18 protein-coding genes and 1 tRNA gene are annotated in these 25,448 nt (G+C 62.8%); 12 read left to right on the top strand and 7 right to left on the bottom strand.

Features of this window, described 5'->3' with window-relative positions:
- Positions 1-354: 354 nt before the first annotated feature.
- From NBW56_RS01085 to NBW56_RS01055, 7 genes are all read left to right on the top strand, one after another.
- On the top strand, positions 355-1,314 hold the full coding sequence (locus NBW56_RS01085; RefSeq protein ID WP_250257657.1) for a heme o synthase: 960 nt from the start codon (positions 355-357) through the stop codon (positions 1,312-1,314).
- A gap of 9 nt (positions 1,315-1,323) precedes the next feature.
- A complete protein-coding gene (locus tag NBW56_RS01080) occupies positions 1,324-2,271 on the top strand; it encodes a site-specific tyrosine recombinase XerD (protein WP_250257656.1) in 948 nt (315 codons plus the stop codon).
- Between the two features lie 115 nt (positions 2,272-2,386).
- The gene (locus tag NBW56_RS01075; protein WP_065247842.1) at positions 2,387-3,256 is read left to right on the top strand and encodes a ParA family protein; all 870 of its coding nucleotides are present in this window, start codon (positions 2,387-2,389) and stop codon (positions 3,254-3,256) included.
- A 179-nt stretch (positions 3,257-3,435) separates the two neighbouring features.
- On the top strand, positions 3,436-4,143 hold the full coding sequence (locus tag NBW56_RS01070) for a pseudouridine synthase (RefSeq protein WP_502799320.1): 708 nt from the start codon (positions 3,436-3,438) through the stop codon (positions 4,141-4,143).
- Positions 4,140-5,273 (top strand): prephenate dehydrogenase, encoded by a 1,134-nt coding sequence (locus NBW56_RS01065; protein ID WP_250257654.1) that lies wholly within the window; start codon positions 4,140-4,142, stop codon positions 5,271-5,273. Before NBW56_RS01070 ends, NBW56_RS01065 begins: the two co-directional genes overlap by 4 nt.
- 72 nt (positions 5,274-5,345) lie before the next feature.
- Complete coding sequence (gene der, locus NBW56_RS01060) at positions 5,346-7,517, top strand: bifunctional cytidylate kinase/GTPase Der (RefSeq protein WP_250257653.1); 2,172 nt, start codon at positions 5,346-5,348, stop codon at positions 7,515-7,517.
- 12 nt (positions 7,518-7,529) lie between these two features.
- On the top strand, positions 7,530-8,015 hold the full coding sequence (locus tag NBW56_RS01055) for an NUDIX hydrolase (RefSeq protein WP_250257652.1): 486 nt from the start codon (positions 7,530-7,532) through the stop codon (positions 8,013-8,015).
- Positions 8,016-8,024: 9 nt separating this feature from the next.
- Here NBW56_RS01055 and NBW56_RS01050 read toward each other — a convergent pair whose 3' ends face one another.
- Both NBW56_RS01050 and NBW56_RS01045 read right to left on the bottom strand, forming a co-directional pair.
- Positions 8,025-10,415: a hypothetical protein gene (locus NBW56_RS01050; protein ID WP_250257651.1), complete on the bottom strand. Its 2,391-nt coding sequence runs from the start codon at positions 10,413-10,415 to the stop codon at positions 8,025-8,027.
- Between the two features lie 111 nt (positions 10,416-10,526).
- Positions 10,527-10,600, bottom strand: a tRNA-Pro gene (locus NBW56_RS01045).
- A 223-nt stretch (positions 10,601-10,823) separates the two neighbouring features.
- On the opposite strand from NBW56_RS01045, the gene NBW56_RS01040 reads away from it, so the two are divergent.
- Both NBW56_RS01040 and NBW56_RS01035 read left to right on the top strand, forming a co-directional pair.
- A complete protein-coding gene (locus NBW56_RS01040) occupies positions 10,824-11,255 on the top strand; it encodes an FHA domain-containing protein (RefSeq protein ID WP_250257650.1) in 432 nt (143 codons plus the stop codon).
- A 125-nt stretch (positions 11,256-11,380) separates the two neighbouring features.
- The gene (locus tag NBW56_RS01035) at positions 11,381-11,959 is read left to right on the top strand and encodes a MerR family transcriptional regulator (protein ID WP_065248744.1); all 579 of its coding nucleotides are present in this window, start codon (positions 11,381-11,383) and stop codon (positions 11,957-11,959) included.
- Between the two features lie 164 nt (positions 11,960-12,123).
- Here the strand turns inward: NBW56_RS01035 and NBW56_RS01030 are convergent, their stop codons facing one another.
- Together NBW56_RS01030 and NBW56_RS01025 are read right to left on the bottom strand one after the other, a co-directional pair.
- Positions 12,124-12,933, bottom strand: a complete 810-nt coding sequence (locus NBW56_RS01030; RefSeq protein WP_126846034.1) for a ParA family protein — start codon at positions 12,931-12,933, stop codon at positions 12,124-12,126.
- A 5-nt stretch (positions 12,934-12,938) separates the two neighbouring features.
- A complete protein-coding gene (locus NBW56_RS01025; RefSeq protein ID WP_250257649.1) occupies positions 12,939-13,895 on the bottom strand; it encodes a PAC2 family protein in 957 nt (318 codons plus the stop codon).
- A gap of 84 nt (positions 13,896-13,979) precedes the next feature.
- Here NBW56_RS01025 and trhO point away from each other — a divergent pair, with 84 nt between their 5' ends.
- Complete coding sequence (gene trhO, locus NBW56_RS01020) at positions 13,980-14,861, top strand: oxygen-dependent tRNA uridine(34) hydroxylase TrhO (RefSeq protein WP_065247833.1); 882 nt, start codon at positions 13,980-13,982, stop codon at positions 14,859-14,861.
- A 180-nt stretch (positions 14,862-15,041) separates the two neighbouring features.
- Here trhO and NBW56_RS01015 read toward each other — a convergent pair whose 3' ends face one another.
- Together NBW56_RS01015 and NBW56_RS01010 are read right to left on the bottom strand one after the other, a co-directional pair.
- Complete coding sequence (locus NBW56_RS01015; RefSeq protein WP_065247832.1) at positions 15,042-15,767, bottom strand: queuosine precursor transporter; 726 nt, start codon at positions 15,765-15,767, stop codon at positions 15,042-15,044.
- A gap of 29 nt (positions 15,768-15,796) precedes the next feature.
- Entirely contained in the window at positions 15,797-16,465 is a 669-nt protein-coding gene (locus tag NBW56_RS01010; RefSeq protein ID WP_250257648.1) for a TetR/AcrR family transcriptional regulator, read from the bottom strand.
- Between the two features lie 101 nt (positions 16,466-16,566).
- Between NBW56_RS01010 and NBW56_RS01005 the strand changes: the two genes are divergently transcribed.
- Both NBW56_RS01005 and NBW56_RS01000 read left to right on the top strand, forming a co-directional pair.
- Positions 16,567-19,317 carry an MMPL family transporter gene (locus NBW56_RS01005; RefSeq protein ID WP_250257647.1) on the top strand — a complete coding sequence of 917 codons (2,751 nt, stop codon included), beginning with the start codon at positions 16,567-16,569 and terminating at the stop codon, positions 19,315-19,317.
- Positions 19,314-21,905, top strand: coding sequence for a YhgE/Pip domain-containing protein (locus NBW56_RS01000; protein ID WP_250257646.1), 2,592 nt, complete (start codon positions 19,314-19,316; stop codon positions 21,903-21,905). Before NBW56_RS01005 ends, NBW56_RS01000 begins: the two co-directional genes overlap by 4 nt.
- Here NBW56_RS01000 and NBW56_RS00995 read toward each other — a convergent pair.
- A complete protein-coding gene (locus tag NBW56_RS00995) occupies positions 21,902-25,441 on the bottom strand; it encodes an error-prone DNA polymerase (RefSeq protein ID WP_250257645.1) in 3,540 nt (1,179 codons plus the stop codon). The two genes, NBW56_RS01000 and NBW56_RS00995, sit on opposite strands and share 4 nt — an antisense overlap.
- Between the last annotated feature and the right edge of the window lie 7 nt (positions 25,442-25,448).

Genomic DNA, 25,448 nt, shown 5'->3' with positions numbered 1-25,448 from the left:
TCCCTTCCATCGGTTGATCCATCTCGAGCGCCGATGGCGAATCACCATTTCGGCGCGAGGGGCCAAAATCGTGTCGATAGTATCGCGCGAATTTGGGCGAAAGGTGACTGCTGTCTCAGGAAACGCAGGGAGGTTCGGGGATCCGGGGTGCGCCGACGGGGCGGGCGCCGGGATCTTTGGAAGTCACGGTTCCGACGCTTGCCTGGGAGACGTCGGAACCGAGTTTCTAGTGGCGTGACTTACCCGCGAGTTCCTGGCCCCGGACGCGTCGTGCCGGTTATTGTGGAGGGACGTTAGGCCCTTTCCCACTTTTCCCGGCCTCCACAGTCTTCTCCACGCAATCGAGGAACGCGAGTGAATCAAAGCCCCGGCACGACAACCCTCTCCCACAAAGCGACGGCGCAGCGTGGGAAGTCGCAGGAGCCTTCGCTTCGCCGAACCGTCCTCGCGTACGTTGCGCTGACCAAGCCCCGCATCATCGAGCTCCTGCTGATCACGACCATCCCCACGATGTTTCTTGCGGCGGGCGGCTTTCCCTCGTGGCTGCTCATCCTGAACACGATGGTGGGCGGTTACCTCGCTGCCGGCGGCGCGAACGTGCTCAACATGTACCTCGATCGCGATATCGACGCGAAGATGAAGCGCACGAAGAATCGCCCGCTCGTCACGGGAGAAGTATCCCCGCAGGCGGCGCTCACGTTCGGTCTCGTGTTGAGTGCCCTTTCGGTGGCATACCTGTGGGCCTTTGTGAATGCTCCCTCGGCGCTTCTTGCTCTCGGCGCGATTCTTCTGTACGTCGTGTTCTACACGATGATCCTCAAGCGTCGCACGAGCCAGAACATCGTGTGGGGTGGCATCGCCGGGTGCATGCCCGTGCTCATTGGCTGGTCCGCCGTCACGGGAAGCGTGTCGTGGACGGCGTTCTTCCTGTTCCTCGTGATCTTCTTCTGGACGCCCCCGCATTACTGGCCGCTCGCAGAGCGATTCACGCAGGACTACGCGCGTGCCGAAGTTCCGATGCTCCCCGTCGTCAGCTCGCGAAAAAACGTGGCGAACCAGATGGTGTTTCACACGGTTCTCATGCTTGCGAGCTCGTTCGCGATCATTCCTCTCGCGCCCACGGGAATCGTCTATACCGTGAGTTCGATCGTGTTCGGTGGTTGGTTCCTCTTCCTGGTCGTGCGCTACGCAGTTCGTGTGCGCCGGGGTGCGGAAGGTAAGCAGCTCAACCCCATGGGGGTATTCCACGCGTCGATCACCTATCTCACGCTCGTGTTCGTCGCTCTCGCGATCGATCCCTTCGTGGCGCTCTAGCGAGAACGCATGCCCGAGCGCGCCGGAAGCGGTTCGCGACTCGCAGAATCCTTCCTCACTCACATCCGCATCGAACGCGGCTTGAGCCCCAACACGGTCGCGGCTTATCGCCGCGATCTTCATCGCTACCTCGCCTACCTTCACTCTCGTGGCATCGATGTGCGCGATGTTGATACGCCCACGATTGCGGGATACGTGGGCTCCTTGCGCGAGGGAACCGCCGAAAGGGCTCCCCTTGCGGCCTCATCCGCCGCGCGATCGCTCGCGTCCATCCGTGCTTTTCATCGTTTTCTCGACGAGGAGGGTGAAGCGCGTACCGGTGACCCGTCGGCCCTGGTGCGAGAAGCCTCCCGTCCGTTGCGTTTGCCGGACGCCCTCAGTATTGCTGAGGTCTCCGCGCTTATTGAGGCGGCGTCGGGTCCCTTCACCGGCCCCTTCGCGACAGAACGCGCCCTGCGTAATCGTGCGCTCGTGGAGCTTCTTTACGGCACTGGCTGCCGCATTAGCGAGGCTCTCGCCCTTGACGTGGATGACACGGGACTCGCCGATGCCCTCGTGCGCGTGCGCGGCAAGGGCGAAAAGGAGAGGCTCATTCCGTTAGGCCGCTTCGCTCTCGAGGCGCTCGAAGCGTATATGACGCGTGCGAGGCCAACTCTTCTCGCGAAGGGGAAAGGAAGCGCCGCGATTTTTCTCGGCAACCGCGGCACGCGCCTCACACGCCAAGCGGCCTTTGCCATCGTCAAAAACGCGGCTGCTGACGCAGGGATTTCGTCGCACGTGAGCCCCCACACCCTCCGCCACAGTTACGCGACGCATTTGCTGGAAGGTGGGGCTGACGTTCGCACGGTTCAGGAACTTCTCGGTCATGCCTCGATCACCACGACCCAGCGTTACACGCACCTTGGAGCCCAAGCACTCCGCGAGATCCACGCGACTTCTCATCCGCGCGCGCTGTGAACGGGCGAGGGTGGCGGCCGTGTTCAGGGCTGCCGGTTAGGATATTGCCCAAGGGTGGTGTGCGCTCTGCGCGCACGGAAACCCACGAACATCAACGACGTAGGGACAGGTACACGTGACAAAGAGCGAGCTTGATCTCAAGCTGAACTTCGGCCCCACGGGGCGCCCGCTGCCGGAATTTCCCGAGCCAAAGGTGCTCGACTCCCACGGTCCCGCGCGCATCATCTCGATGGTGAATCAGAAGGGCGGTGTGGGCAAGACGACCTCGGTGATCAATCTCGGCGCCGCGCTTGCCGAGCTGGGCCGCAAGGTTCTCCTCGTGGATCTCGATCCTCAAGGCGCTCTCAGTGCAGGCACGGGGATCAACAGCTACGAACTTGATCTTACGGTGTATAACCTCCTTCTCGAGCGCGACCATGACATCCGCGAGGCCATCCAGGCGACGACCACGGAGAACATGGAAATTCTCCCGGCGAACATCGACCTCTCCGCTGCCGAGGTGCAGCTCGTGAACGAAGTCGCCCGCGAAATGGCGCTCGCGCGCGTGCTGCGCCCTGTCGTGGGCGAGTACGATGTCATTCTCATTGACTGTCAGCCGTCGCTAGGCCTGCTCACCGTCAATGCTCTCGCCGCAAGCGATGGCGTGATCATTCCCCTCGGCGCAGAGTACTTCGCGCTTCGCGGCGTTGCGCTTCTCGTCGAGACCATTGAGAAGGTGCAGGACCGCATCAATCCGCGCCTCGAAATGGACGGCATTCTCATCACCATGTTTGACCCGCGCACGCTGCATGCGCGGGAGGTCGTGAGTCGCGTGGTGGAGGCATTCCCTGACAAGGTCTTCCACACAGCGATCAACCGCACCGTGAAATTCCCGGATGCCTCGGTGGCGGCCGAGCCGATCACGACATTCGCCTCGAACAACAAGGGCGCCGACGCCTACCGCCAGCTTGCGCGCGAGCTCATTGCGCGCGGGGCCGCAGCTTGACGCCCGCGCGAGGACGGGGGCGCCGGCGAGGGCGTGGGCCGCAACGGCGTAAAAGTGATTTCACCGCCCCGAAAAAAGTTCGGCTCCGAGAGTCCGATGGTACGCCGCGCACTGCCAGCGGCGATCATTCGCAGTCGCCGTCGGAAGACACCGCCAGCGACGGGGAGCGCCTTCAAAAGGTGCTCGCGCAGGCGGGGTTCGGTTCGCGTCGCGCATGCGAAGCTCTCATAGCGCAGGGCCGTGTGGCGGTCGGTGGGCACACCGTTCAGGAACAGGGCGTGCGCGTGGATCCACGCTCGGCGGTGATTCACGTCGATGGCCGCCGTGTGCAGCTCGACGAGAAAAAGCTCACCGTCGCACTCAATAAGCCTCGCAAGATCATGAGCGCGATGGAAGATCCGCAGGGGCGCCGAACGCTCGAGGAGTTTGCGCAGCGCTACCCCGTGCGGCTCTACCACGTGGGACGGCTGGATTACGAAACCGAAGGGCTTTTGCTGCTCAGTAACGACGGTGAACTCACCCATCGCCTCACGCACCCGAGTTTTGAGGTCTCAAAAACGTATGTGTGCCGTTTCGACTGCCCGGGATCTTTTCCGCGATCGATTCTCGCGAAACTGCGTTCGGGCCTCGATCTTGATGACGGCCTCGCGAAGGCCGATCGCGCGAGTCTCGTCGCGCATGACGGGAAAGAAGCGATCGTTGAAGTCACACTTCACGAGGGGCGTAATCGCATCGTACGCCGAATGTTCTCCTCCCTGGGATATGAGCTGACGAGCCTCGTGCGCACCCGCATTGGCCCGGTCGTGCTTGCTGATCTTGCCCCGGGCGCCACGCGCGAGCTGACGGCGAAAGAGCTCGGAACCCTCATGGCGGAGGTCGGTCTGTGAGTACCGAGGCGGAGCGCGAAACTATCGCGCTCGAAGGTCCGATCCTCGTGATTGGCGCGGGAGTTATTGGCGGCTCGATCGGTATGGCGCTCGCGCATGCGGGTCTTGACGTTCTCGTGCGCGACTCGTCGCCGGGCACCACACTTCTCGCGTGCGAGCTGGGCGCTGGACGCCAGGAGGAGCGCGGGGATACGCCCCAACTCGTTGTCGTCGCGACGCCTCCAGATGTTTCCGCCCGGATCGTTCTCGAGGCGCTCGAGGAGTTTCCCGAGGCATGCGTGCTCGACGTGGCAAGCGTGAAGCAGCACATCGCCGAGGAGATCCTTGCGGGAGCGAGGGCTCGAGGGCTTGATTCCTCGCGTTACGTGGGTACGCATCCCATGGCCGGCCGTGAGGTCGCCGGGGTGGTCGCGGCCCGTGGAGACCTGTTCCGGGGGAGAGCCTTCGTTGTCGTTCCGACGCCGGCTACCTCGCCACGAAGCTACGCTCTCGCAAGGCTGCTCGGAATTGAACTCGGTGCGGCCGTGGTCGAGATCGACCCCGATGCGCACGACGAGGCCGTTGCGTATGTCTCGCACGTGCCGCAAATCGTTGCGAGTCTTCTGGCAGCCCGGCTTACGAGCGCGAGCGAGGCCGCCCTGGGGCTCTCGGGTCAGGGACTTCGCGATACGACCCGCATTGCCGCGAGCGATCCGCGACTGTGGGTGGAAATTCTTTCGGCAAACGCCGGGCGCATTGCCCCTATTCTCCGCGCCCTCGGCGAGGATCTTGCCGCGCTCACGCGAGCCCTCGAGGTGCTGAACGAGCCCGACCCGCAGCCCGGGTCGCGGGCACGTCTTGCCCGGGCTATCGCCTCGGGAAACGACGGCGTGGCGCGCATCCCCGGTAAGCATGGCGGGGGAGCGGAGAATTTCTGCAAACTCACGGTTCTCGTTCCCGATGAGCCCGGTGAGCTGGCGAGACTTCTGGGTGATATGGGGGAGGAGCAGATTAACCTCGAGGATTTACGCCTTGAACATTCGCTTGGGCAGCGCGTGGGTCTTGCCCACGTGAGTGTGGCGAGGGCCGACGAACAGCGGCTCACCGCGATGCTAGAAAAGAGAGGTTGGGCACGCGCGGGCACCGAGTGAAGGCGCGCACGCCGCGCGTGAGCAACCCACCATTAGGGTGAGAAAATAACCAGCGACAGGGGAGGTAAAGGCATGAACGGCGTCACCATCGCGATCGATGGCCCCGCAGGCTCGGGGAAGTCCACGGTGTCGAAAGAGTTGGCACGCGCTCTTGAAGGCGGCTATCTCGATACGGGTGCGATGTATCGCGCGGCGGCGTGGTCGTGCCTCAACGAAGGGGTTGACCTCGATGACCGCGAGGCCGTCACGCAGCACGTGGCGGAGTTCGACCTCGTGATGTCGACCGACCCCGACGAATCCTACATTTTCGTTGAAGGCACGGAAATTTCTGAGCAGATCCGCAGCGAGGAAATCTCCACATGCGTGAGCCGCGTGGCGACGAATACCGATGTGCGCGCGATTCTTCAGGAACGCCAGCGCGCAGTTTTCTTCCGCACGGCGAATGAGAAGGGCTTCTGCGTCGCGGAGGGCCGTGACATTACGACGGTTGTGGCACCGGATGCCGACGTTCGCGTGCTCCTCACCGCAAGCGCGGAGGCACGACTGAAACGCCGCGCTGGCCAGTTGGGACTTGAGGAATCGGAGAGCGTGCGCGAGCGCATGCGCGACCAGGTTCTTCGTCGCGATGCCGACGACTCGACAGTTTCCGAATTCACCGAAGCGGCCGAAGGCGTCGCCCTCATCGATACGACCAACCTCGGTATTGACGATGTGATTAACGCGGTTCTCGAGCTCGTTCCCGGCATCGAGCTCGTGGACGACGACCTTGAACTTGAGGAGCCGCACGACGATCACGACCTCGAGTCGCTCGGTGATGAGGCCCGCACGGCCTCGCTGCGAGCGGGCCTTGAGGAGTACGGCCTGGACGAGGACGATCAACACCTCCTGACCGAGGAATACGCGCCGATCGCTACCGCCGAGGACGAGCGCATGCTTCCCGTACTCGCCGTCATTGGTCGACCCAACGTTGGAAAATCCACCCTCGTGAACCGCATTCTCGGTCACCGCGAAGCGGTCGTCGAAGACACCCCGGGCGTGACCCGTGACCGCGTGTTTTACGAGGCTAATTGGGCGGGACGCGACTTCATGCTCGTCGATACGGGCGGCTGGGAAGACAAGGTCGAGGGAATCGCCTACCGTGTGGCTGAACAGGCTGAACTCGCGATTGGGCTCGCTGACGCCGTCATGTTCGTCGTCGACGCGAACGTGGGCATCACCCACACCGACGAGCAGCTCGTCAAGGTGCTTCGCCGCTCTCAAAAGCCCGTGCTTCTCGTCGCGAATAAGGTCGATGATCAGCGAGGTGAACTCGAAGCTGCCGCGCTATGGAACCTTGGCCTCGGTGAGCCGCATCCGGTCTCCGCGCTGCACGGTCGCGGCTCGGGTGATGTGCTGGATCGCATCCTTGAAATCCTCCCCGAGGAAGGGCAAACGCGCGCGAAACCGAGCGGGCCTCGCCGCGTCGCACTCATCGGCCGCCCCAACGTGGGCAAAAGCTCCCTGCTCAATAAGCTCGCGCGGGAAAATCGCGTTGTCGTGGATTCGACAGCGGGCACAACGCGTGACCCCGTTGACGAAGTCATCGAACTTGACGGCCGTGAATGGACGTTCGTGGATACCGCTGGCATTCGCCGCCGCATCCGCCAGAGCGAAGGCGCCGACTTCTTCGCCTCGATCCGTACCCAGGCCGCGCTTGACCGCGCCGAAGTTGCCGTCGTTCTCCTTGAAGCCACCGAACCGATCTCGACCCAAGACCTCAAGATCATCGACATGGTGCTCGAGTCCGGCCGCGCCCTTGTGCTCGCATTCAACAAGTGGGACCTCCTCGATGAGGAGCGCCGCGCACAGCTCGAATGGGAAATCGAGAAGGATCTCTCCCACGTGCGATGGGCGCCGCGTGTGAACATCTCCGCGCTCACGGGGCGCCACACCGACAAGCTTGTTCCAGCGCTCGACCTCGCCCTTGAGTCGTGGGATACGCGCATCCCCACAGCGCGTCTCAACGCCTTCCTTGGAACGCTCGTGGCGGCGCACCCGCACCCCCTGCGCGGCGGGAAGCAGCCTCGCATTCTCTTCGCCACACAGGCGCGCACGCGGCCACCGCGCTTCGTCATTTTCGCCTCGGGATTCCTCGAACACGGCTACCGTCGCTTCATCGAGCGTCGCCTTCGCGAGGATTTCTCCTTTGACGGCTCGCCCGTGGAGATCAGCGTGCGCGTGCGCGAAAAGAGAAAGAACCGCTAGAGGGGAGAGAACGTGCCCGCGCCCGACTTTGTGATTGCTCTGCGCGAAAAGATCGGCCACGACCACCTGTGGCTCTCAGGCGTCACGGTCTTCGTCTTCAATGAGGAGCGCACGCACTGTCTTTTCGTGCAACGGGCCGACAATCAGCAGTGGACTCCCGTCACGGGCATCATCGATCCCGGGGAGGCACCCGCACGGGCGGGGGTGCGCGAAGTTCTCGAGGAAACGGGATGCACGTGCGAAATTGAGTTCCTCTCAAATGTGGGATGCGTCGGCCCGGTGACCCACCCCAATGGTGACGTTGCGAGCTATCTCGATCTCGCGTTCGTCGCGACTCACGTGGAGGGTGACCCGCACCCAGCGGATGGCGAAAACCTGCAAGCCGCGTGGTTCCCCATCGGTGAGCCGCCGGAGCTCAATCGCCGCTTCACAGAAGGATTTCGCCACGCGCTCGCGCAAGTCGAGAGTGGCGAGCACGTGGCGAAATTTGAGCGGTAGGGATCTTTCTTAGCGCTCGCTCGTGGGACGCTCGAACACGACTGCCATGGGCGTTTGCTGCGACCCCTGGCCAAGCGGATTATCCGCGAACTGCGCCTCGTAGTGCGCGCGTTCCTGGGTGGCAGAAAGACCAAGGACGTTACGCCCAATGTCATTGGCATCCATGACGACCACGCCGTCGAAGGTCTCGGCAAAACGCGCGGGAACAACGTCGCGGATCACACGCACGAGATGCTCCGCGACCTGATCCGGATCCTTAGGCGGGAGCTTCGCCGACACATTCGACGGATACACCGAGTATTCGGTGGGGCCGTCGATCGCCCGCACATCGGCACCTGCGAGTTCGTAGAACACTCCTCGCTTGCCTCGCAGTTTGCCAAGTGCGCCGAGGGCGGCCGCATAGGTGATGCGCGCAAGCCCTGCCTCATTGATCGCGAGCTGCATCGTTACCGGGTCACCGAGACCGATGCCCGCGGGTGTACGGGTCACAAACTTTGACAGTTGCTTCGCGGCGAAGGAAGGTTTGATCTCCCACACAAACCACGAGCGGCCCTGCATGATCGCGATGATCTTTTCCGAGACCGTGAAATTCCATCGGCGTCCTTCGGTCGCATGACGATCATCGTCGGTGCCGCGTTCGTCGAGCTCTTTAAAGAAGCCCTTCACGTAGCCGGCAATCTCCTCGTCCATACGGGATTCCTTCGAGAACTTCTCCGTTTGGATGGGATAGCGGCGGGCGACGACGTCGCCATCGAGCGCAAGGTCGAGCTGCTTACCCGCGTTCGCCGTGAGCGGTGTGTGGGGATCCGGCGGGAGCGACTGGCCGTTATCGTCGGCAAGGAGTGCGGAGTCCTCCCACTCGTGTTGCTCTCGAAGATCATCCGCGTCAAAGAAGAGGCGCGCCCACAGCTCGGCGCACGCGAAGCGCCAAAGCTGACCGGCGCTCAGGCTCGGACGACCATTGATGTGCGCGTCATAGGCCTTGAGAATCTCCGCCTGGTTGAACCAGCCGCGCGTGCCGAAGGATTGCGACGAAAACAGCGCAAAGTACGTGCCCTTGATGCGCTTGAACCACGCGGTTTCACGCTCACCGTCGGTGAGAGTGGTCCCTTCACCATGCGATACATCAGCGGCTGCTTCGATCAGGGATGGGCGCGCTCCCGCACCGAATGCAGTGTCATCGAGAGACGCGTAGAAGCGAAGAAAAGCGCGATCGGTGAACGGTGAGCACACCGCAACGCCCGAGCCGAAAGCCTGTGCGGCCTTGGCTCGTTGCTCTGCTTCAACGTTCCCCGCATAGCCGAGCGGGGCGAGCGGGCCCGCATATTCGGGAAGCGGCTCGGGTGCGACCCTTTGACCCGCATGATCACGGTGCAGTGCAGAGCCGAGAAGGGATGCTGGAACGGTTTTTTCGCGCCGCCGGGCGGCAGCGAACGCGCGCGAGAGAACCGACCGGTGGGCTCTTGCGGGAGCGCGAAGTGCGCGAGCACCGTAGGAGTCGATCGCGAGAGAACGGCCCTCCTGCCGACATGCGTGCAGGTGAAGCCACATAAAGTACGAGGTGAGCGACGTGGGCGGTTCTTCGAACACGCGAAGCATACGCGGAAGATCGTTCTTCAAACCCTGAGGGGTCGCCCTCACTTCACCCTCGTGCCCCGAATCGAGCTCAGGACCGCCCGTAGAAGCGCTGAGAGAAAGCGAGTCAAGGGGTGCATGAGAGGCCCGAGCGGCGCCGTCTAGCGCAGCCGCGGCGACGGGATCCACGGTAGTGAGAAGAAGTGCACCGCTTTCGCCTGCACGGCGTGCGACCGCATCGCTGAGGCGCGTGCGAAACTCCTCAACGCACGTGTGGTCGGCGCGTCGTGGGTTCGAGGGAACCGAGAAAAACTGGTCCTTTTCCTTCGTCAACACGGTGCGTTCCACTTCGCCCCGTGAAATACGCACAACCTCGCCCGGAAGCACACGGGAAATCCCCGCGAAAAATGTCTCGACACCGCGGCGGTCTTCGCCAAGAAGGTACTGGCGCACCACATCGAGGTGGGGTTCGCACGGAAGCTCGGCCTTGTCGATGATGGTGGCAATCGACGTCCCGAAAGCTACGCCTGCCGAGGTCTTGGCGTAGTACAGAGGCCGCGATCCAAGGACGTCCCTCGCGAGCACGAGCGAAGAGTCGGAGTCGCGAAAGGCCACCGCGAATTCGCCGTCAAGCGTGGCAAGCCCTGAAAGACCTTCAGACTCGATAATGCGCATGCAGGCGTCGGAACCCGAGGCGCCCGAAAGGGTTTCTTGCGAGCCGACCGGGAGAACATAGCCCTCGAGCGCACAACACTCGCTACCGGCACCCTCGGGCCACGCCTTAGTGTCTCCGTCAAAGGACACATGACCGAAAAATGTGGACATCGCATCAACCTCCCAAGGCTCATTCAGCCCTCGACTATAGGGCAGTCACATAAGGGTGAATATAAAGAAATGGGCGAGACACCCATGAGATGCCTCGCCCATTTATCCGCGTCGGGCTGACAGGATTTGAACCTGCGACCCCACGACCCCCAGTCGTGTGCGCTACCAAACTGCGCCACAGCCCGCGGTTTTCGACCCTGTCAACTATAGCGGAGGTGCATGCCGAAGCGCGAATTCAGGAGGGTGAGGCGTGCCACGCCCAAAATTAGTCAAGAGGAACTAAAGGGTTCGCAGCGATCGGCCAAAAAACGCGGGCTTGCCCAAAACGACGTGTCAAAATAGATGCGGAAGCAATGAACTCTCATGCCGTTTTGTGCAATGGGTGAGCGTGGAAAGAAGGTCTGTGTCATGAATGAACACATGTTTGACTCGAACCCCGAGCAGACCACGAAACTCTCTCCGATCGACGGCAGGGTCGAGTTCGCGGAGGATGCCGAACACGGCCTATCCCCGCAGGATCGCCAAGCCGTCGAAGCTCTTCCGGCAGGTACGGCACTGTTGATCGTGCGGAAAGGCCCCAATATGGGGGCCCGTTTCCTCCTCGACTCTGAGAGTACGGTGGCAGGCCGTAACCCGAAATCGGAGATTTTCCTCGACGATGTCACGGTGTCCCGCAAGCACGCCACGTTCGTGCGCGGCGAAGGCGGCTTCCTCGTCCTCGACATGGGCTCTCTTAACGGCACCTACGTCAACCGCGAACTTACCGACGAGGCGCGCTTGAACAACGGCGACGAGATCCAGATCGGTAAGTACCGCTTCACCTTCTTCACCCCCTCGTGAGGGGCGACACGCAAAAAATTCTCGCCACATTTCGGCGCGTTTAATCCCGGATGCGTATCCGGGTGGGTATTCTGTCGTCGAGACTTTCTCCCTTCCCCGACACGAAAGTCCATCTGGAGGCAACCGTGAGCAAGCGCGAAAGCACCTTTGGTGCACAGAGCACCGTCCCGGCGACCGAAGCCCAGGGCGTCCTTTTCGACGATCTCGTTGATACGCCCGGCGAACTCGGCTACCGCGGACCGGCGGCATGCAAAGCGGCAGGCATCACGTATCGGCAACTCGACTACTGGGCGCGCACCGGCCTCGTTGAGCCGAGCGTGCGTTCCGCCACCGGATCGGGCTCGCAGCGCCTTTACGGCTTCCGTGACATCCTCGTTCTCAAAGTGGTCAAGCGTCTGCTCGACACCGGAGTTTCGCTCCAGCAGATCCGCGTCGCCGTGGATGCCATGCGCGCACGCGGAGTGGAAGACCTCGCGCAAATCACCCTCATGAGCGATGGTGCCTCGGTGTATGAATGCACGAGCGCCGAAGATGTCTACGACCTCGTCTCCGGTGGCCAGGGCGTCTTTGGTATCGCGGTTGGTCGCGTGGCCCGCGAGGTCGAGACCGATCTCGCCATTCTTCCGAGCGTTGACCCGCAGCACGATGCAGCGGAGGCTCTTCGAGACGAACTCGCCGCACGCCGTGCGCGAAAGGCAAGCTGAGGCCTTTCCCCTCGGCGCTAAGTCGTACCTCAAGTTTCCTCGTTAACTCACGCCCCTTTTCGCACGTCACGTCGGGATCATCGACATGCGGGAGGGGCGTCAGTTTTTCATGACAGAGGGGAGCCGGCCGCGAGGTTGGGCGACTCCCATGCCACAGCCTGGGCTTAGGAATCCTGGCGTGAATCCATAATCGTCGCGAGTAAACGATCGAAGTCGTGAGTGAGCTGTTTTGCGCTCGCACCTTCGTACTCGTGAAGAGGGATCGCGCCGCCCTGAGCCTGCTGAAGGCCTACTCGTTCTTCAAGAACCGGCGTGAGCACGCGGTCGCCAAACAGTTCACGCAATTCATTGAGGCGGAACTGGTGCTCGACGCTGCGAGGGCGATACCTGTTCACAAGGATGCCAAGCGGACGTAGGCGTGGCGCGATACCGGTTTCGTGGAGCTCATCAGCGAGTTTGAGAGCGCGATCGGCGGCCGACACCGCGAAAAAGCCAGGTTCGGAAACCACGATCGAGCGATCAGAGGCCGCGAGAGCCATTTGCGTGAGACCGTTGAGAGAAGGCGGGCAATCGATCAAGACGATGTCGTAGTGGAAGGATCGTTTGTCGAGGGCTTCGCGCAGGCGCCGAACGCCACGGCGGGCGAGCGCGGGGGAGTCTAAACGCGAGGACCGGTGGCTTCCAGGGATGATGTCGAGGTGGCTCGAAGCGGAGGCTGTACTTTCCTCGCGCTGAGCCCACGGGGTTTGAACGATAGCTCGATCGACGGTCTCGGTGCGCGCAGACGCAATCACTTCAGCGATATCGGGTTCGCCGCCAGGGTGTCCAAGAAGACCGAGGGTCGTATCTCCCTGAGGGTCGAGATCCAGAACGAGGGCATTGACGCTCTGGTTGAGGGCGGCGGATGCGAGGCCGAGAGTGACGGAGGTTTTTCCTACGCCACCTTTGAGTGAATATACGCTGACGACAAACACGAAATTTAGCCTACCGAATCAGGGCCGCGGTCATCGCTTCGTCCGTCCGTGTTTTCCGGCTCATCAGAAATTTCCTTGAGGAAGTCCTCGACTTCGTCGGTGAGCTTTTCGGCGCCAGGCAGGGGAGTGTCGGTGCCGGGGGAGAGGTGCTGCACCATCCCGTCCATGCGCGAATAGTTTTCCTCAAACCCTTTGATGAGAGAGGAGAGCTGCTCATTTTCCGCTGCGCTGTGGTCGAGTGCCTCGCGCACCTCGGCGATTTTCTCTTCGAGTTCCCTTGTGGGCGTGAACGCCGGACCGCCCTCGATGTCAAGTGCCGTGAACAGTGCAGGGAGCGCGGGGTAGTACTCGATTTCATGTGCATAGGACGGCACATGGGCGGCGAGCCCAATGATGGGGTGACCTGCTTCAGCCATGCGAACGATCAGCAGAGCGGGGAAGGAGGCCCGCATCTCGATCGTGCCGGGGAACGGGCTCGCAAGAACGAGGTCCTTGGGGTCGCCGGCGTAGCGGCTCACGGCCACGGGTCTTGTGTGCGGTGTTGCGCCGGGGAAACTCGTGGCAACAAGGGTGCGCGTCACGCCGAGCTGCTCAACGATAATGCGCACGGCGTGCGCAACACGTTCCCATTGAAAGTTCGGTTCGGGACCACTGAGCAGAAGGAAGGGCTTCTCGCCCTCGGGCGTGACCTCACGAAGTGTCAGCGCAGGGGAGGAGTACCCGGTGAGATGATCCTGGTCAAGGGAGATGGGAGGGCGTACAGCGGTGTAATCGATGACCTGATCGGAATCGAACGTGCCCACGAGGCGGTTCGGATGATTCGCCGTAATGAACTCGTCGAGTTTCTCCTGGACACGCCCGGAGTCCACAAACGAGCCGAGAGTCACGACGAGCGTGCTCGCGTGGAGCGAACGCGAGTCGACATCGCGCTCATAGGTGAAGAGCGTGGTGGGATCGAGCACGAAAACCTCCTAATGTGCACGGCTAATGCTTCCTTGAACGCCAAGTCGTCGGAGAGTTATTCCTCGGCCGATTAGACTTGTGACGTGGCCGTTCACAAAATCGTTCTCTTCTATGTTTTCACTCCGCTCGCCGATCCGGAGGCAGTGAAACTCTGGCAGTTTGCCCTCGCCGAGTCGCTTGGCCTCAAAGGGCGAGTGATCATCTCGAAAGATGGCATCAACGCGACCGTCGGAGGTGAGATTGGCGCTGTCAAGCAGTACGTCAAGCGTACGAAGGCCTACGCGCCATTTCACGGAGCCGACATTAAATGGTCTGAGGGAACTGGTGCCGACTTCCCGAAGCTCTCCGTGAAGGTCCGAGAAGAACTCGTGACCTTCACCGTTCCCGAGGAAATTAAGGTGGGTGCCGAGGGTGTGATTGGCGGGGGAGAGCACCTAAGCCCAGAGGCTTTGCATGCGCTCGTGGATTCTCGCGGAGAAGAGGTTGTCTTTTTCGACGGGCGCAACCGCATGGAGGCGGAAATTGGGCGCTTCCGCGGGGCGATCGTGCCCGAAACGGAAACAACGAGAGACTTTGTAGGCGAGCTTGAATCGGGGATGTATGACGACCTCAAGAACCGCCCGATCGTGACGTACTGCACGGGCGGTATCCGCTGCGAAGTTCTCACGGTTCTCATGAAAAATCGCGGCTTTACGGATGTGTACCAGCTCGACGGCGGAATCGTTCGCTACGGCGAAAAATACGGCAATGACGGGCTGTGGGACGGTTCGCTCTACGTGTTTGACGGCCGTATGCACATGGAGTTCGGTGACGGCGCGGAATCTCTCGGGTCGTGCGTCTCGTGCGGCGAGAAAACGCCGGTCTACGTCAACTGTGAAAACCCCTCGTGCCGCACGCAATTTTTGCGGTGCGAGGCGTGCACGGATAAGGGGCTCGCCCCTCATTGCGGCGCGTGCGGAGCCTAGGGGCTCGATTTTCGTATCCGGTCGTGGTGCTGGTGTGCGGGGAGTGGGTCCGACGGTAGATCGGCAACCGTCGGACTGAAGTGGGTGGCGCTCCCAGCGCTCACTTTACATAACGTACATTATCGGCGTAATACGTGTGGCGAGGCGGAACTGCGCCGATGCCTATAACCTCCACAACCTCTATGCAATTCGCGTGAGGGCTTCTTGGTAGCTAGGCTCAGCCTTTTTGAGTCGTGCGATCACGTGAGCCGTCACGGGAATGGCCGCGTATTGCACGATGACCTTGTACAGGAAGCCGAAGGCCGTGTAGTTGAGCCATTGGCCGACTGTCGTGATCCCAAGCACCGGCGCGGCAATCGTGCAGAAAATCATCGTGTCAACCAGTTCGCCCGTGCCGCTTGACATGAGTAGTCGAGCGACGATGCCAGGCTCGCCCGTGCGGCGCTTCATTCGGCTCACGATCAACGAGTTGAGCGTTTGACCCGCGAGAAAACCGCACAGCGAGGCAAGAACGATTTGCCATACCGGCCCAATCGCCAGCTCGAGCGCTCCCTGTTTCGCAACTCCGTAATCGTCATCGAAGCCCGGAAGCCAAATGATCACGGCGTAACACACGACCGCGAAAATATTGAGCGCGAAGGACGTCAGGATGGCGCGGCGCGCAGCACTCGGTCCATACAGCTCGGTGATGATGTCGCCAAGGATATAGGCAAGAGGAAAAAGAAAGAACGCCGCGTCGGTAATGACGAATCCGATCGTGACGCCCTTGGCGGCGCCAATGCCGGAAATGACGACGACGACCGCCATGAGTGCGCTCAAAAGGTCGTAATGCGAATTTCCTCGCGTCGCGTACGCGGCCTTGCTGCGCGACTTGGTGTTTGGTGAGCCCGTGGTGTTTTCTCCCATGCGCCTACCTTAGAGCCGCTTCGCCCTCCTCATTGCTTCCAAGGCACTGCGGGAGCGTGTGTGCCACGTCCTTCAACGAAGGCATCAAGGATCGCTTCGAGAATGCGGGAGGTGTCTTCCTCGAGTCTCTCCTCCGTGGCGAGTTCAGCGACCATGCGGTTGAGATAGACCCCGAGAAGTGTTTCCGCAAGTGTTTCTGCCGGAACGGTGAGGGTGATCGGGTATCTCGCCGAAAGCTCTTCGAAGATCTGCGCGATCCCCGTGATAAGGCGATCACGCTCGCGCCCGAGGTGTGTACGAGCGTCGATGTTTTGAAGGGAGAGTGACACGGCCTCGGTGTGCATGAGGTACCAGGCAAGGCCGAGCGGACGAAGTGACTCGAGGGACTCGAGAAGATCTGGTTCGCCGGCGCTTTCAGGGGCGCTGCTCCCCTGGTCTTCTGCATTCGGGAAGGGCTGCGTGGCCGCTAGCGCCCGCGTCGTGACCTCGGTGAAGGCCTCCCAAAAGACCTCGTCTTTCGAGGAAAAGTTTGAATAGAAAGCGCCGCGCGTGAAGCCCGTGGCCCGAGTGAGGTCATCGACCGTGGCCCCCTCAACGCCCTTTTGCGTGAAAACGTCGATGGAGGCGTCGACGAGCCTTCGGCGGGTGTTCTCCTTGGATCGCGCCGGCTGCGCGCTCTCCGAGGCTGTGACGTCCACGATATTGCTCCTGTTGGCCTTACGGGTCCTACTCGAGACATCTTAGTATCGAACTCGATACGAAAGTGTATTCAGTGTCTCGAGAGTAGCGAGGAGCATTCGTGTCATCGACCCTGTACCGCCTCGGCCTCAGCGCCGCACGCTCGCCCTGGAAAGTTCTCGGCACGTGGTTCGCGATCATCCTCCTCGCCGCCGCCGGCGCGCTCACCCTCGGGAAAGGCCTTGACGACGCCTTCAGCATCCCCGGAACCGAATCTCAAGAAGGCCTCGACTCCCTCGCCACGCGCTTCCCGCAGCTCGGTGGCACGGGTGGCCAGATAATTTTCGTCAGCGAAGACGACTCCCCCATCACCGCCCACGAGGACCAGATCATCAAAGCGATGGACCGCGCCCGCGAGGTCGAGGGCGTCGAAACCGCAACAAATCCGTTCGACAAGGACATGCCGGGCGAAAAAAGCGAGGACGGCACGGCCATCATCGCGAACATCCAGCTCGACCCCGAGCTCGACGTCGTCCCCAAAGAAACCTTGAACGGGCTCACGGACATCGTTGACGACACAACTCACACGAGCAATGGCCTCCACGCCTACATCGGTGGTCAGGTCACGATGACCCCCGAAATGGGGATGAGCATCATGGAGGTCCTCGGCGTGATCGCCGCCCTCATCGTGCTCAGCATCGTCTTCCGCGCAGTGCGCTCCGCCTTCATTCCCATCGTCACTGCGATCACGGGCATCATCGTCTCGATGATCGTCATGTTCATGGGCACGAGCATCTTCACGATCTCCTCGGCAACCCCAACTCTCGCCCTCATGCTGGGCCTCGCCGTGGGCATCGACTACTCGCTCTTCATCGTCTCGCGGCACCTCGACCAGCTTCGAAGCGGTCTCGACCCGTATGAATCCATCGCGCGCGCAACCGCCACGAGCGGTAGCGCCGTCATCTTCGCGGGCCTCACGGTCGTGATCGCCCTCGTGGGGCTGTTCATCACCGGCATCCCCTTCATCACCGTCATGGGTGTTGTGTCCGCAGTGGCGGTCGCGTGCAACGTGCTCGCCGCGCTCACGCTCCTGCCCGCAATCCTTGGACTCTTCGGCGAGAAAATCCGCCCCAAACGCCAGCGTCAACGCACCGCCCAGCAAGCGTCGGACCCCTCCACCCGCGCTGCCCGCACTCCCCTGCTTGAACGCTGGGTGCGCGCCGCCATTCGCTTCCCCCTCGTGACGATCATCGTGGTCACGGTGGGGCTCGGCGCGGTGGCCATTCCGTTCAAAGACCTCGAACTTGCGCTTCCCGACCAGGGCACGGAAGATCCGGGCTCCTACGGTCGCGAAGCCTACGACATCGTGGCCGAGAAATTCGGCGCGGGCCACAACGCGACGATCATGCTGACCGCCGACATTATCAACACGAAGGATCCGCTCGGCGTCATGGATGAACTCGAGCGGGACGTTCTCGCGATCGACGGCGTGGACAGCGTGCAGATTGCGACCCCCAACATGGGCGCCGACATGGGCGTCGTTGTGCTTCGACCTACCGAAGGCCCCACCTCAGAGCTCACCAAGAACGTCGTGGACACCCTCCGCACCGATGCGCCTCAGTGGGAAAAGGACCTCGGCATCTCCGATATCAAGGTTACGGGTGCCACCGCCGTGGCGATCGACATTGCCGACCGCCTCGACAAGGCCCTCCTTCCCTTCACAATTTTTGTCGTGGGGCTCTCCCTCGTGCTTCTCGCGATGGTGTTCCGAAGTATCTGGGTTCCCCTGAAAGCAGCCGTCGGCTTCCTTCTCTCCGCGGGGGCTGCTTTCGGCGTGACCTCCATGGTGTTCACCTACGGGTGGGGCGCGGACCTCCTCCAAGCGAAAGCCACGGGGCCAGTGATTCCATTTTTGCCGATCATGACACTCGGCGTACTCTTCGGCCTCGCCATGGATTACGAGGTCTTCCTCGTGACGCGCATGCGCGAGGAGTACATGCATACCCGCGATCCTCGCCAGGCCATCATTAAAGGGTTCACGGCATCGGCGCCCGTGGTGATCGCGGCCGCGGCAATCATGATCTTCATCTTTGCGGGTTTCATTCCCGGGTCGAAGTACATGATTCAGCCGATCGCTCTTTCCCTCGCCGTCGGCGTTTTCGTGGATGCTTTCGTTGTGCGCATGACGCTCGTGCCCGCCGTTCTCGCCCTCCTCGGCGATGGCGCGTGGCGATTCCCTGCTGTGCTCGACCGCCTCCTCCCCCACCTCGACGTTGAAGGCGAAGGGCTAGGAATTGCCCTGGAGCACCGCGAATGGACGGCGGCGAACGGCGCCAGCGCGCTGCGGCTTCGCGACGTCGAAATCCCGCGCGTGAGCGGCCGCGGAACGCTCGGCCCACTCTCCGGGGCTCTGGCCCCCGGGTCCATCACGCTTCTCGCAAGTGAAGACGCGGACGCGCGCGCAAGCGTCCTCGCACTCTTCTCCGCGCGCCTCGAGCCCTCAACCGGCACACTCTTCGTACACGATCGTCAGGTTCCCGGCGAAACGGGAGCGGCGCAAGCACACGTTGAGCTTTACCCCGAAGGCCGCGGTGGCACATGCGGCCAGGCGCTCGTGCGAGAACGCGACACGCGGATTGTTGTCATCGAATCCCTTTCCGACCTTCTCGAAGCAGGCGACACGGCGCTTGACCGACTCGAACTGCTTGCCTCACACGGAACAACAATCGTCATCGGCGTGGACGCCCTGACTGAGGGCTTTGCCGAACGTCTGCGGGACCCCGCACGCGTCGAGGTCCTCCCCCTCGCACACCTCGTCACCGACCACACCGATCCCCTGCCACTACACACGGATGCGGAGGCATACGCATGAAAACCCTCGCTCGCTTCCCGAAAGCCCTTCTCGTCGTTGTGCTCTTGCCGCTCCTCGTGGCGGGGGTCGGCATATGGGCGCTCAAAGACCGCGCGTCGGGCTTCGAAAATGTGCCCGCAGCCGTGGTCAACCTCGATGAGGGAACGGAAATGGAGGTGGACGGGCACACGCAAACCGTCCCCTTCGGAAGGCTTCTCGCGGGGGCGCTCACGCAGCCGGGCACCATGAAGAACGAGAATTCCGACGGCAGCTCGGTAAACCTCGACTCCACGGGCTTTGATTGGCAACTCACGACGCAGAAAGACGCCGAAGCCGGACTCGAGGACGGCACCTATTCCGCGGTCGTCGTGATCCCCAAGGACTTCAGCAACAACCTGGGAACCATGGGCAAGACCGATGCTCGCCAGGCCACCGTGATCGTCAACACGAATGACTCCTCGGGCATGCTCGACTCGATGGTGGGCCAGGCCATTACCCAGGTCGTTGCGAGCGAGTTCAACGGAACGATGACAAAGCAGTACCTCGAGGGAATGTACGTGGGCTTCAACAGCCTCAAAGACGGCTTCACCAAGTCCGCCGATGGCGCAGGTGAACTGTCCGACGGTGCCCACGAACTCGCCGACGGCGCGAAAGGCCTCGACGACGGCGCCGGCAAGCTCGCCACAGGAATTGACGAACTGAACGGCGGCGTGGTCTCGCTCGACGACGGTGCGGGGAAACTCGCCGATGGCGTGCGCGGGCTTGATCAGGGAACGAAGGAACTCTCCGACGGTGCACACAAACTCGCGGACGGCACGGGCACGCTTGCGTCCGGAACGGACGGGCTCGCCGGTGGCGCGCACGACCTCTCGACGGGCCTCGGTGCGCTTTCCGATGGCGCACATAAGGTTTCTGGAGGTGTTGCCCAGCTTGCCGACGGACTCAACGGCACCGACGCGCAGCCCGGGCTTCGCCAGGGCGCCGAAAAGCTCGCGTCGGGGGTCAATGGCGACGGGAGCGCGGAAAATCCCGGACTCGCGGGCGGCGCGCAGCAGCTGGCGGAAGGCCTCGAGCAGTACGCTTCAGGACTCCCCCAAGCCCAAGAGGGACTCACGCAGGGTCTTCAGCATGGTATCGATCAAGCATTCGACACGGGGCGCGACGGTCAACCGGGCTTCGCGGAATCGATGAGCACACTCGCCGCGAGCTGCACGGAACTCGAACAGGCCTTTAGCGCTGATCCTCGCCTTAGCGGGGACCCGCGTGTCTTGGGTCTCGACGACATGTGCGGCGGGCTCACCCAGATGAGCGAGGAAGGCGTGAATGGCGTGCGATCAGCACTTTCCGAGCAGGTTGTTCCCCAGGCCGTCGACACCGTCTTCGAGGGGGACGGGTCGCGTGAGAACCCGGGCCTTACGCCGAGCGCGCGAAAGCTTGCCGACGGCGCATCGGCCTCCGCCGACGCCGCTCCGCAACTCGTGGACGGCATCAATCAGCTGAACGGTGGGATCGCGAAGCTCGGAGATGGTGCGGCGCAGCTGGCCCCGGGAGCGGCGCAAGTCGCTGATGGCATCGATGCCTCTCGCGACGGGGCAACGCAGCTTGCCGATGGCGCCGGAAAGCTTTCGAGCGGCGCAGCCCAGGTCGACGAGGGTGCCAAGGGACTCGCGGGAGGGACGAGCGAGCTCGCCTCGGGCACGGGGCAGCTTGCCGAGGGTGCTGATGGGCTTGCGAACGGCACATCCAAGCTTGCCTCGGGCACCGCGCCTCTCGTGGAGGGCGCACATGGCCTCGCCGACGGCACCACTCAGCTTTCGGACGGCACTCGCGGCCTCGCGGACGGCAGTGGCGAACTCGCGAGCGGCCTTCGGGACGGCGCCGAGGAAGTCCCGAGCTATTCCGAAACTGAACGCAAGCACCTCTCCGAGGTGAGCACGAAAGCCGTGACGCTTTCGACGACGCGCGAAAACGAAGCCGATGGCGGCGCCGTCGCGACGTTCCCCTTCGTCGCGGCACTCGGCCTGTGGCTTGGCGCCTTCGGGATTTTCCTCGTGTGGCCGGCGCTTCGTGAGAGGTTCCTCGATTCGGCCCGTCCCATGTGGCGGGTGGCTTTGCGGTCGCTTCTGTGGCCGCTCGTCGTTGCCGCTTGCCAGGCGCTCTTGGTGATCGGCTTGCTCGTGGCCTTCGGCGTGCCCGTGGCGTCGCTTGCCTCGGTGGCCGCCATTACGGTAGCCGCGGCCCTGTGCTTCGCGATCGTGCATCAAATGCTTCTGACCGTGTGTGGTGTGCGAGTGGGGCGAGTGGTGTCAATCATCGTCCTCGTGCTTCAAGTCGTTGCCCTCGTGGGGATCCTCCCGCTCGAGAGTGCCCCCTCGCTCTTGCAGTCCCTCACTGCATTCATGCCGCTCACCGTTGCATCCCAGGGTCTCGTGAGTGCTGCCCTCGGCGGTGCGATCGTCTCGACTGGAACGACTCTCGCGGAACTCGCCCTCTTCGCCGCCGTGAGTTTTGCCCTCACGCTCGTGTTCTCGCGCGGGGCACGCCGAGTGAAGCCTTCCTCGGCCCCGCGACAGGCGCCGAGCATAGGGGTTGCACGGGCCGCGGGCTAGCAAAAGTTCCTCGAGGTCGTGGTCGCCTCGAGCGACTGCGGCTCGACGGCATCGGCGAGGAAACTGACAACGCCGTCCTCGTTGCGCTCGACGAGGCCGCGCACGCGAACCGCGGGCGCGGTACGAAGAAGTGCCCTGTTGGCACTCCAGAAACCGTGCGAGCACACGACGTTGAGGATGCCCGTTTCATCCTCGAGACCAAGGAACGTGATGCCCGTGGCGGTCGCGGGTCGCTGGCGATGGGTGATGATGCCAGCCGTCCACACACGCGTGCCATGCGCGACTTTCTTGGCGTCCTCGATGCGAAGCACACCCCCCTCGCGCGCACTTTCGCGGGCAAGCGTGAACGGGTGGCGCGCGGGGGAAACTCCCGTGGCCCACGTATCGACGACCACGAGCTCGGCGTCGCTCATCCCAGGCAGCGTCGGGGCCTTCTGCGCGAATGTGAGTCCGGGGATCATCCCGGGCTTCACGGCTGCCGCCGTGCCCGCGCTCCAGAGGGCGGCGCGCCTCGAAGGCGCGAGTGCGTCGAGCGCCCCCGCCGTGGCGAGTGCCTCGAGCTGACGTGTGTTGAGGCCCGTGCGGTGCGCGAGATCCGCGATTGAGCGGAAGGGTGCGCGTGCGCGCTCCTCACAAATCTGCTTTGCGAGCGTGCGGGAGATCCCTCGCACCGATTCGAGCCCGAGCCGGATCACGGGGCCACTCGTCGCCTCACTCCCCCGTACCTGTGGTGGGTGGGCACCGTCGTGCGTCTGCGCGCGCGCAGCGAAGGTATAAGCCGCATGCTCGGCATCGAGCTCCAGGTTCGCCCACGCGTCGCTGCGGGTGATGTCCACGCCCCTCACCTCGACGCCGTGTCGGCGAGCGTCGGCAACGAGGGACTGCGGCGAATAAAAGCCCATCGGTTGGCTCCGAAGGAGCGCGGCCGTGAATGCCGCGGGAAAGTGACATTTGAGAAACGCGCTCGCGTACACGAGATAGGCGAAAGAGTACGCGTGTGACTCGGGAAAACCATAGCTCGCGAACGCGAGGATCTTGCGGTACACGAGTTCGCACTGTTCAGGCGTGAGGCCGTTTGCGGCCATGCCCTCAAACATCGATTCGCGCATCGCGGCCATTTTCCGTGTCGAGCGTTTCGATCCCATCGCGCGGCGCAACTGATCAGCTTGCGACGGCGTGAAGCTCGCGAGGTCGATCATCATCTGCATGAGCTGTTCTTGGAAGAGCGGTACCCCGAGAGTGCGGCCGAGGGATTTTTCGAGAAGCGGGTGGAGGTAGGTGACATCTTCTGCTCCGGAGCGCCTGCGCAGATACGGGTGCACGCTCCCACCCTGGATAGGACCGGGGCGGATGAGCGCGACCTCGACAACGAGATCGTAAAATTCGCGCGGTTTGAGGCGTGGGAGAGTCGCGATCTGCGCACGTGATTCGACCTGGAACACGCCCACCGCGTCTCCGCTGCACAGCATGTCGTAGAGCGCGGGGTCCTCTTGCGGGATGCTCGCGAGGGTGAACGCTTCACCGTGAACGCGCGCGACGATCTCGAAGGCGTGATCGAGAGCCGTGAGCATACCGAGGCCGAGGAGATCGAACTTCACGAGCCCCGCATCGGCGCAGTCGTCTTTGTCCCACTGCACGACGGTTCGGCCCTCCATGCGTGCGTGTTCGACCGGGACGACATCGATCACGGGACGATCGCACAGCACCATTCCGCCCGAGTGAATGCCGAGGTGGCGCGGGGCATCGCGAAGCTGAGTCGCGAGGTCTTTCACATCGCGTGGAATGTTCGCATCGCTCAGCGAAGAGAAGGAACGTTCGATTGTTTTCGCGTACGCATCCTGCTGCCCCACGCTATAGCCGAGCGCGCGCGCCGCGTCGCGTACCGCGAGCCTCGCCTTGTAGGAAATGACGTTCGCGACCTGCGCGGCGTTCTCGCGCCCGTACCGCTCGAAAACATACTGAAGGACTTCCTCTCGCCTATCGGCGGCAATGTCGACGTCGATGTCCGGAGGGCCGTCCCGCTCGGGTGCAAGGAAACGTTCGAAGAGAAGTCCGTGAAAAACGGGATCGACCGACGTGATGCCGAGGCAGTAGCACACGGCGGAGTTGGCGGCGGAGCCCCTCCCCTGACACAGGATGCCATGGGTGCGGCAAAATTCGACGATGTCGTAGACGATGAGGAAGTACCCCGGAAAGCCCAGATCAGTGATGACACGAAGCTCGTGGTCGACCTGCTCCCACGCCCCCTCAACACGGGGATTTTCTCGCGGGCCGTAGCGTTTCTCGCCGAGGCGCTCGGTGAGGGATCGAAGCCAGCTTTCCTCACCGTGCCCCTCGGGGGTGGGGGCTGGTGGAAGGTTGGGGGCGGCGAGTGAAAGATCGAAGGCAAGCGTTGACGCAAGGCTCGCGGCGGTGGTGATCGCGCGCGGATAGCGCGGGACGAGCTGGGTGAGTTCCGCCCCGCTCCTGAGATGGGCAAGCCGCGAGGGGAGGTAGGGGTCGGCGTCGGCGAGGCTTCGCCGTGCGCGAAGCGCGGCGTGGGTGTCCGCAAGGTGCTTATTCTCCGGGCGTGCGTAGTGCGCGTTGGTGGTGAGAGCAACGGGCAGTTCGGCTTCACTTAGGCCGTGCTCTTCGCGCACGATGCGCGCGCCTTGAGCGAGGGCGTCGTGAAGCTCTGATTCGAGAGCCTCACCCGTGAGCGGAAGCTCGATGATCACGCGCGGCGGCCGAGGCATGTGAGAAGGCACGGCATCCCCCGCGTGGAGCATTCCGGTTGCCTGGAGCGCAGCCTCGATTCCTCGCGCGGCAGCACATGCCGAAGCCTCCATATCCCCTTGCGGCAGAACCGCTAGAGCCTCTTGCACAAAAGGTGATTTTCGGCAGCCCGTGAGCGCGACGACATCCCCGCTCGCGAGGGCCTCCCGCACAGCTTCGAAACGATAAAGCGGCTCGCCCTTGCCGGGACCGGCGAGATGTGCGCGCGCCATAAGGGAAGAAAGCCGCCTATACCCCGCGATTCCGCGAGCGAGAAGCACGAGGTGTTCACCCTCGGGGTCGGCGCTTCCCGTCCGGGCGGCGCTCGCAACGGCGGGATGAGCCGGCGTGGCGGTCGAGGACTCCCCCGTGAGGGCAGCCGTAAACCCCGCGGGAAGCGTGAGCTCCGCGCCGTAGACGGTGGGAAGCGAAACTTCGGACGCTGCCTTCATGAAGCGAATCGCCCCGTAAAACCCATCGTGATCGATGAGGGCCAGACCGCGAAGCCCAAGCCGAGCCGCTTCCTCAACCATGTCCTCGGGACTCGAAGCTCCGTCGAGAAAACTGAAGTGTGAGTGTGCGTGGAGCTCGGCGAAGGGGATCTCGTGCCTACTTCCCGCCTGGCGAGGGCGTGTTTGCTCTTCGCCCTCGCCGCTATGCTCAGGCTTCTCGCCTACCCCGGTACGGATGACGCGCCCCGTGGGGCGCAGGGGTGGGGGCCGATCACTGAAACCCGCCTCGAGATCGCGCCACGAGGGCGGCCCTAGAAACCATTTACTCATGCCCGCC

It is taken from the genome of Dermabacter sp. Marseille-Q3180, from assembly GCF_940792985.1.
Classification (GTDB): domain Bacteria; phylum Actinomycetota; class Actinomycetes; order Actinomycetales; family Dermabacteraceae; genus Dermabacter; species Dermabacter vaginalis.
This window is presented reverse-complemented; position numbering and strand designations above follow the sequence as displayed.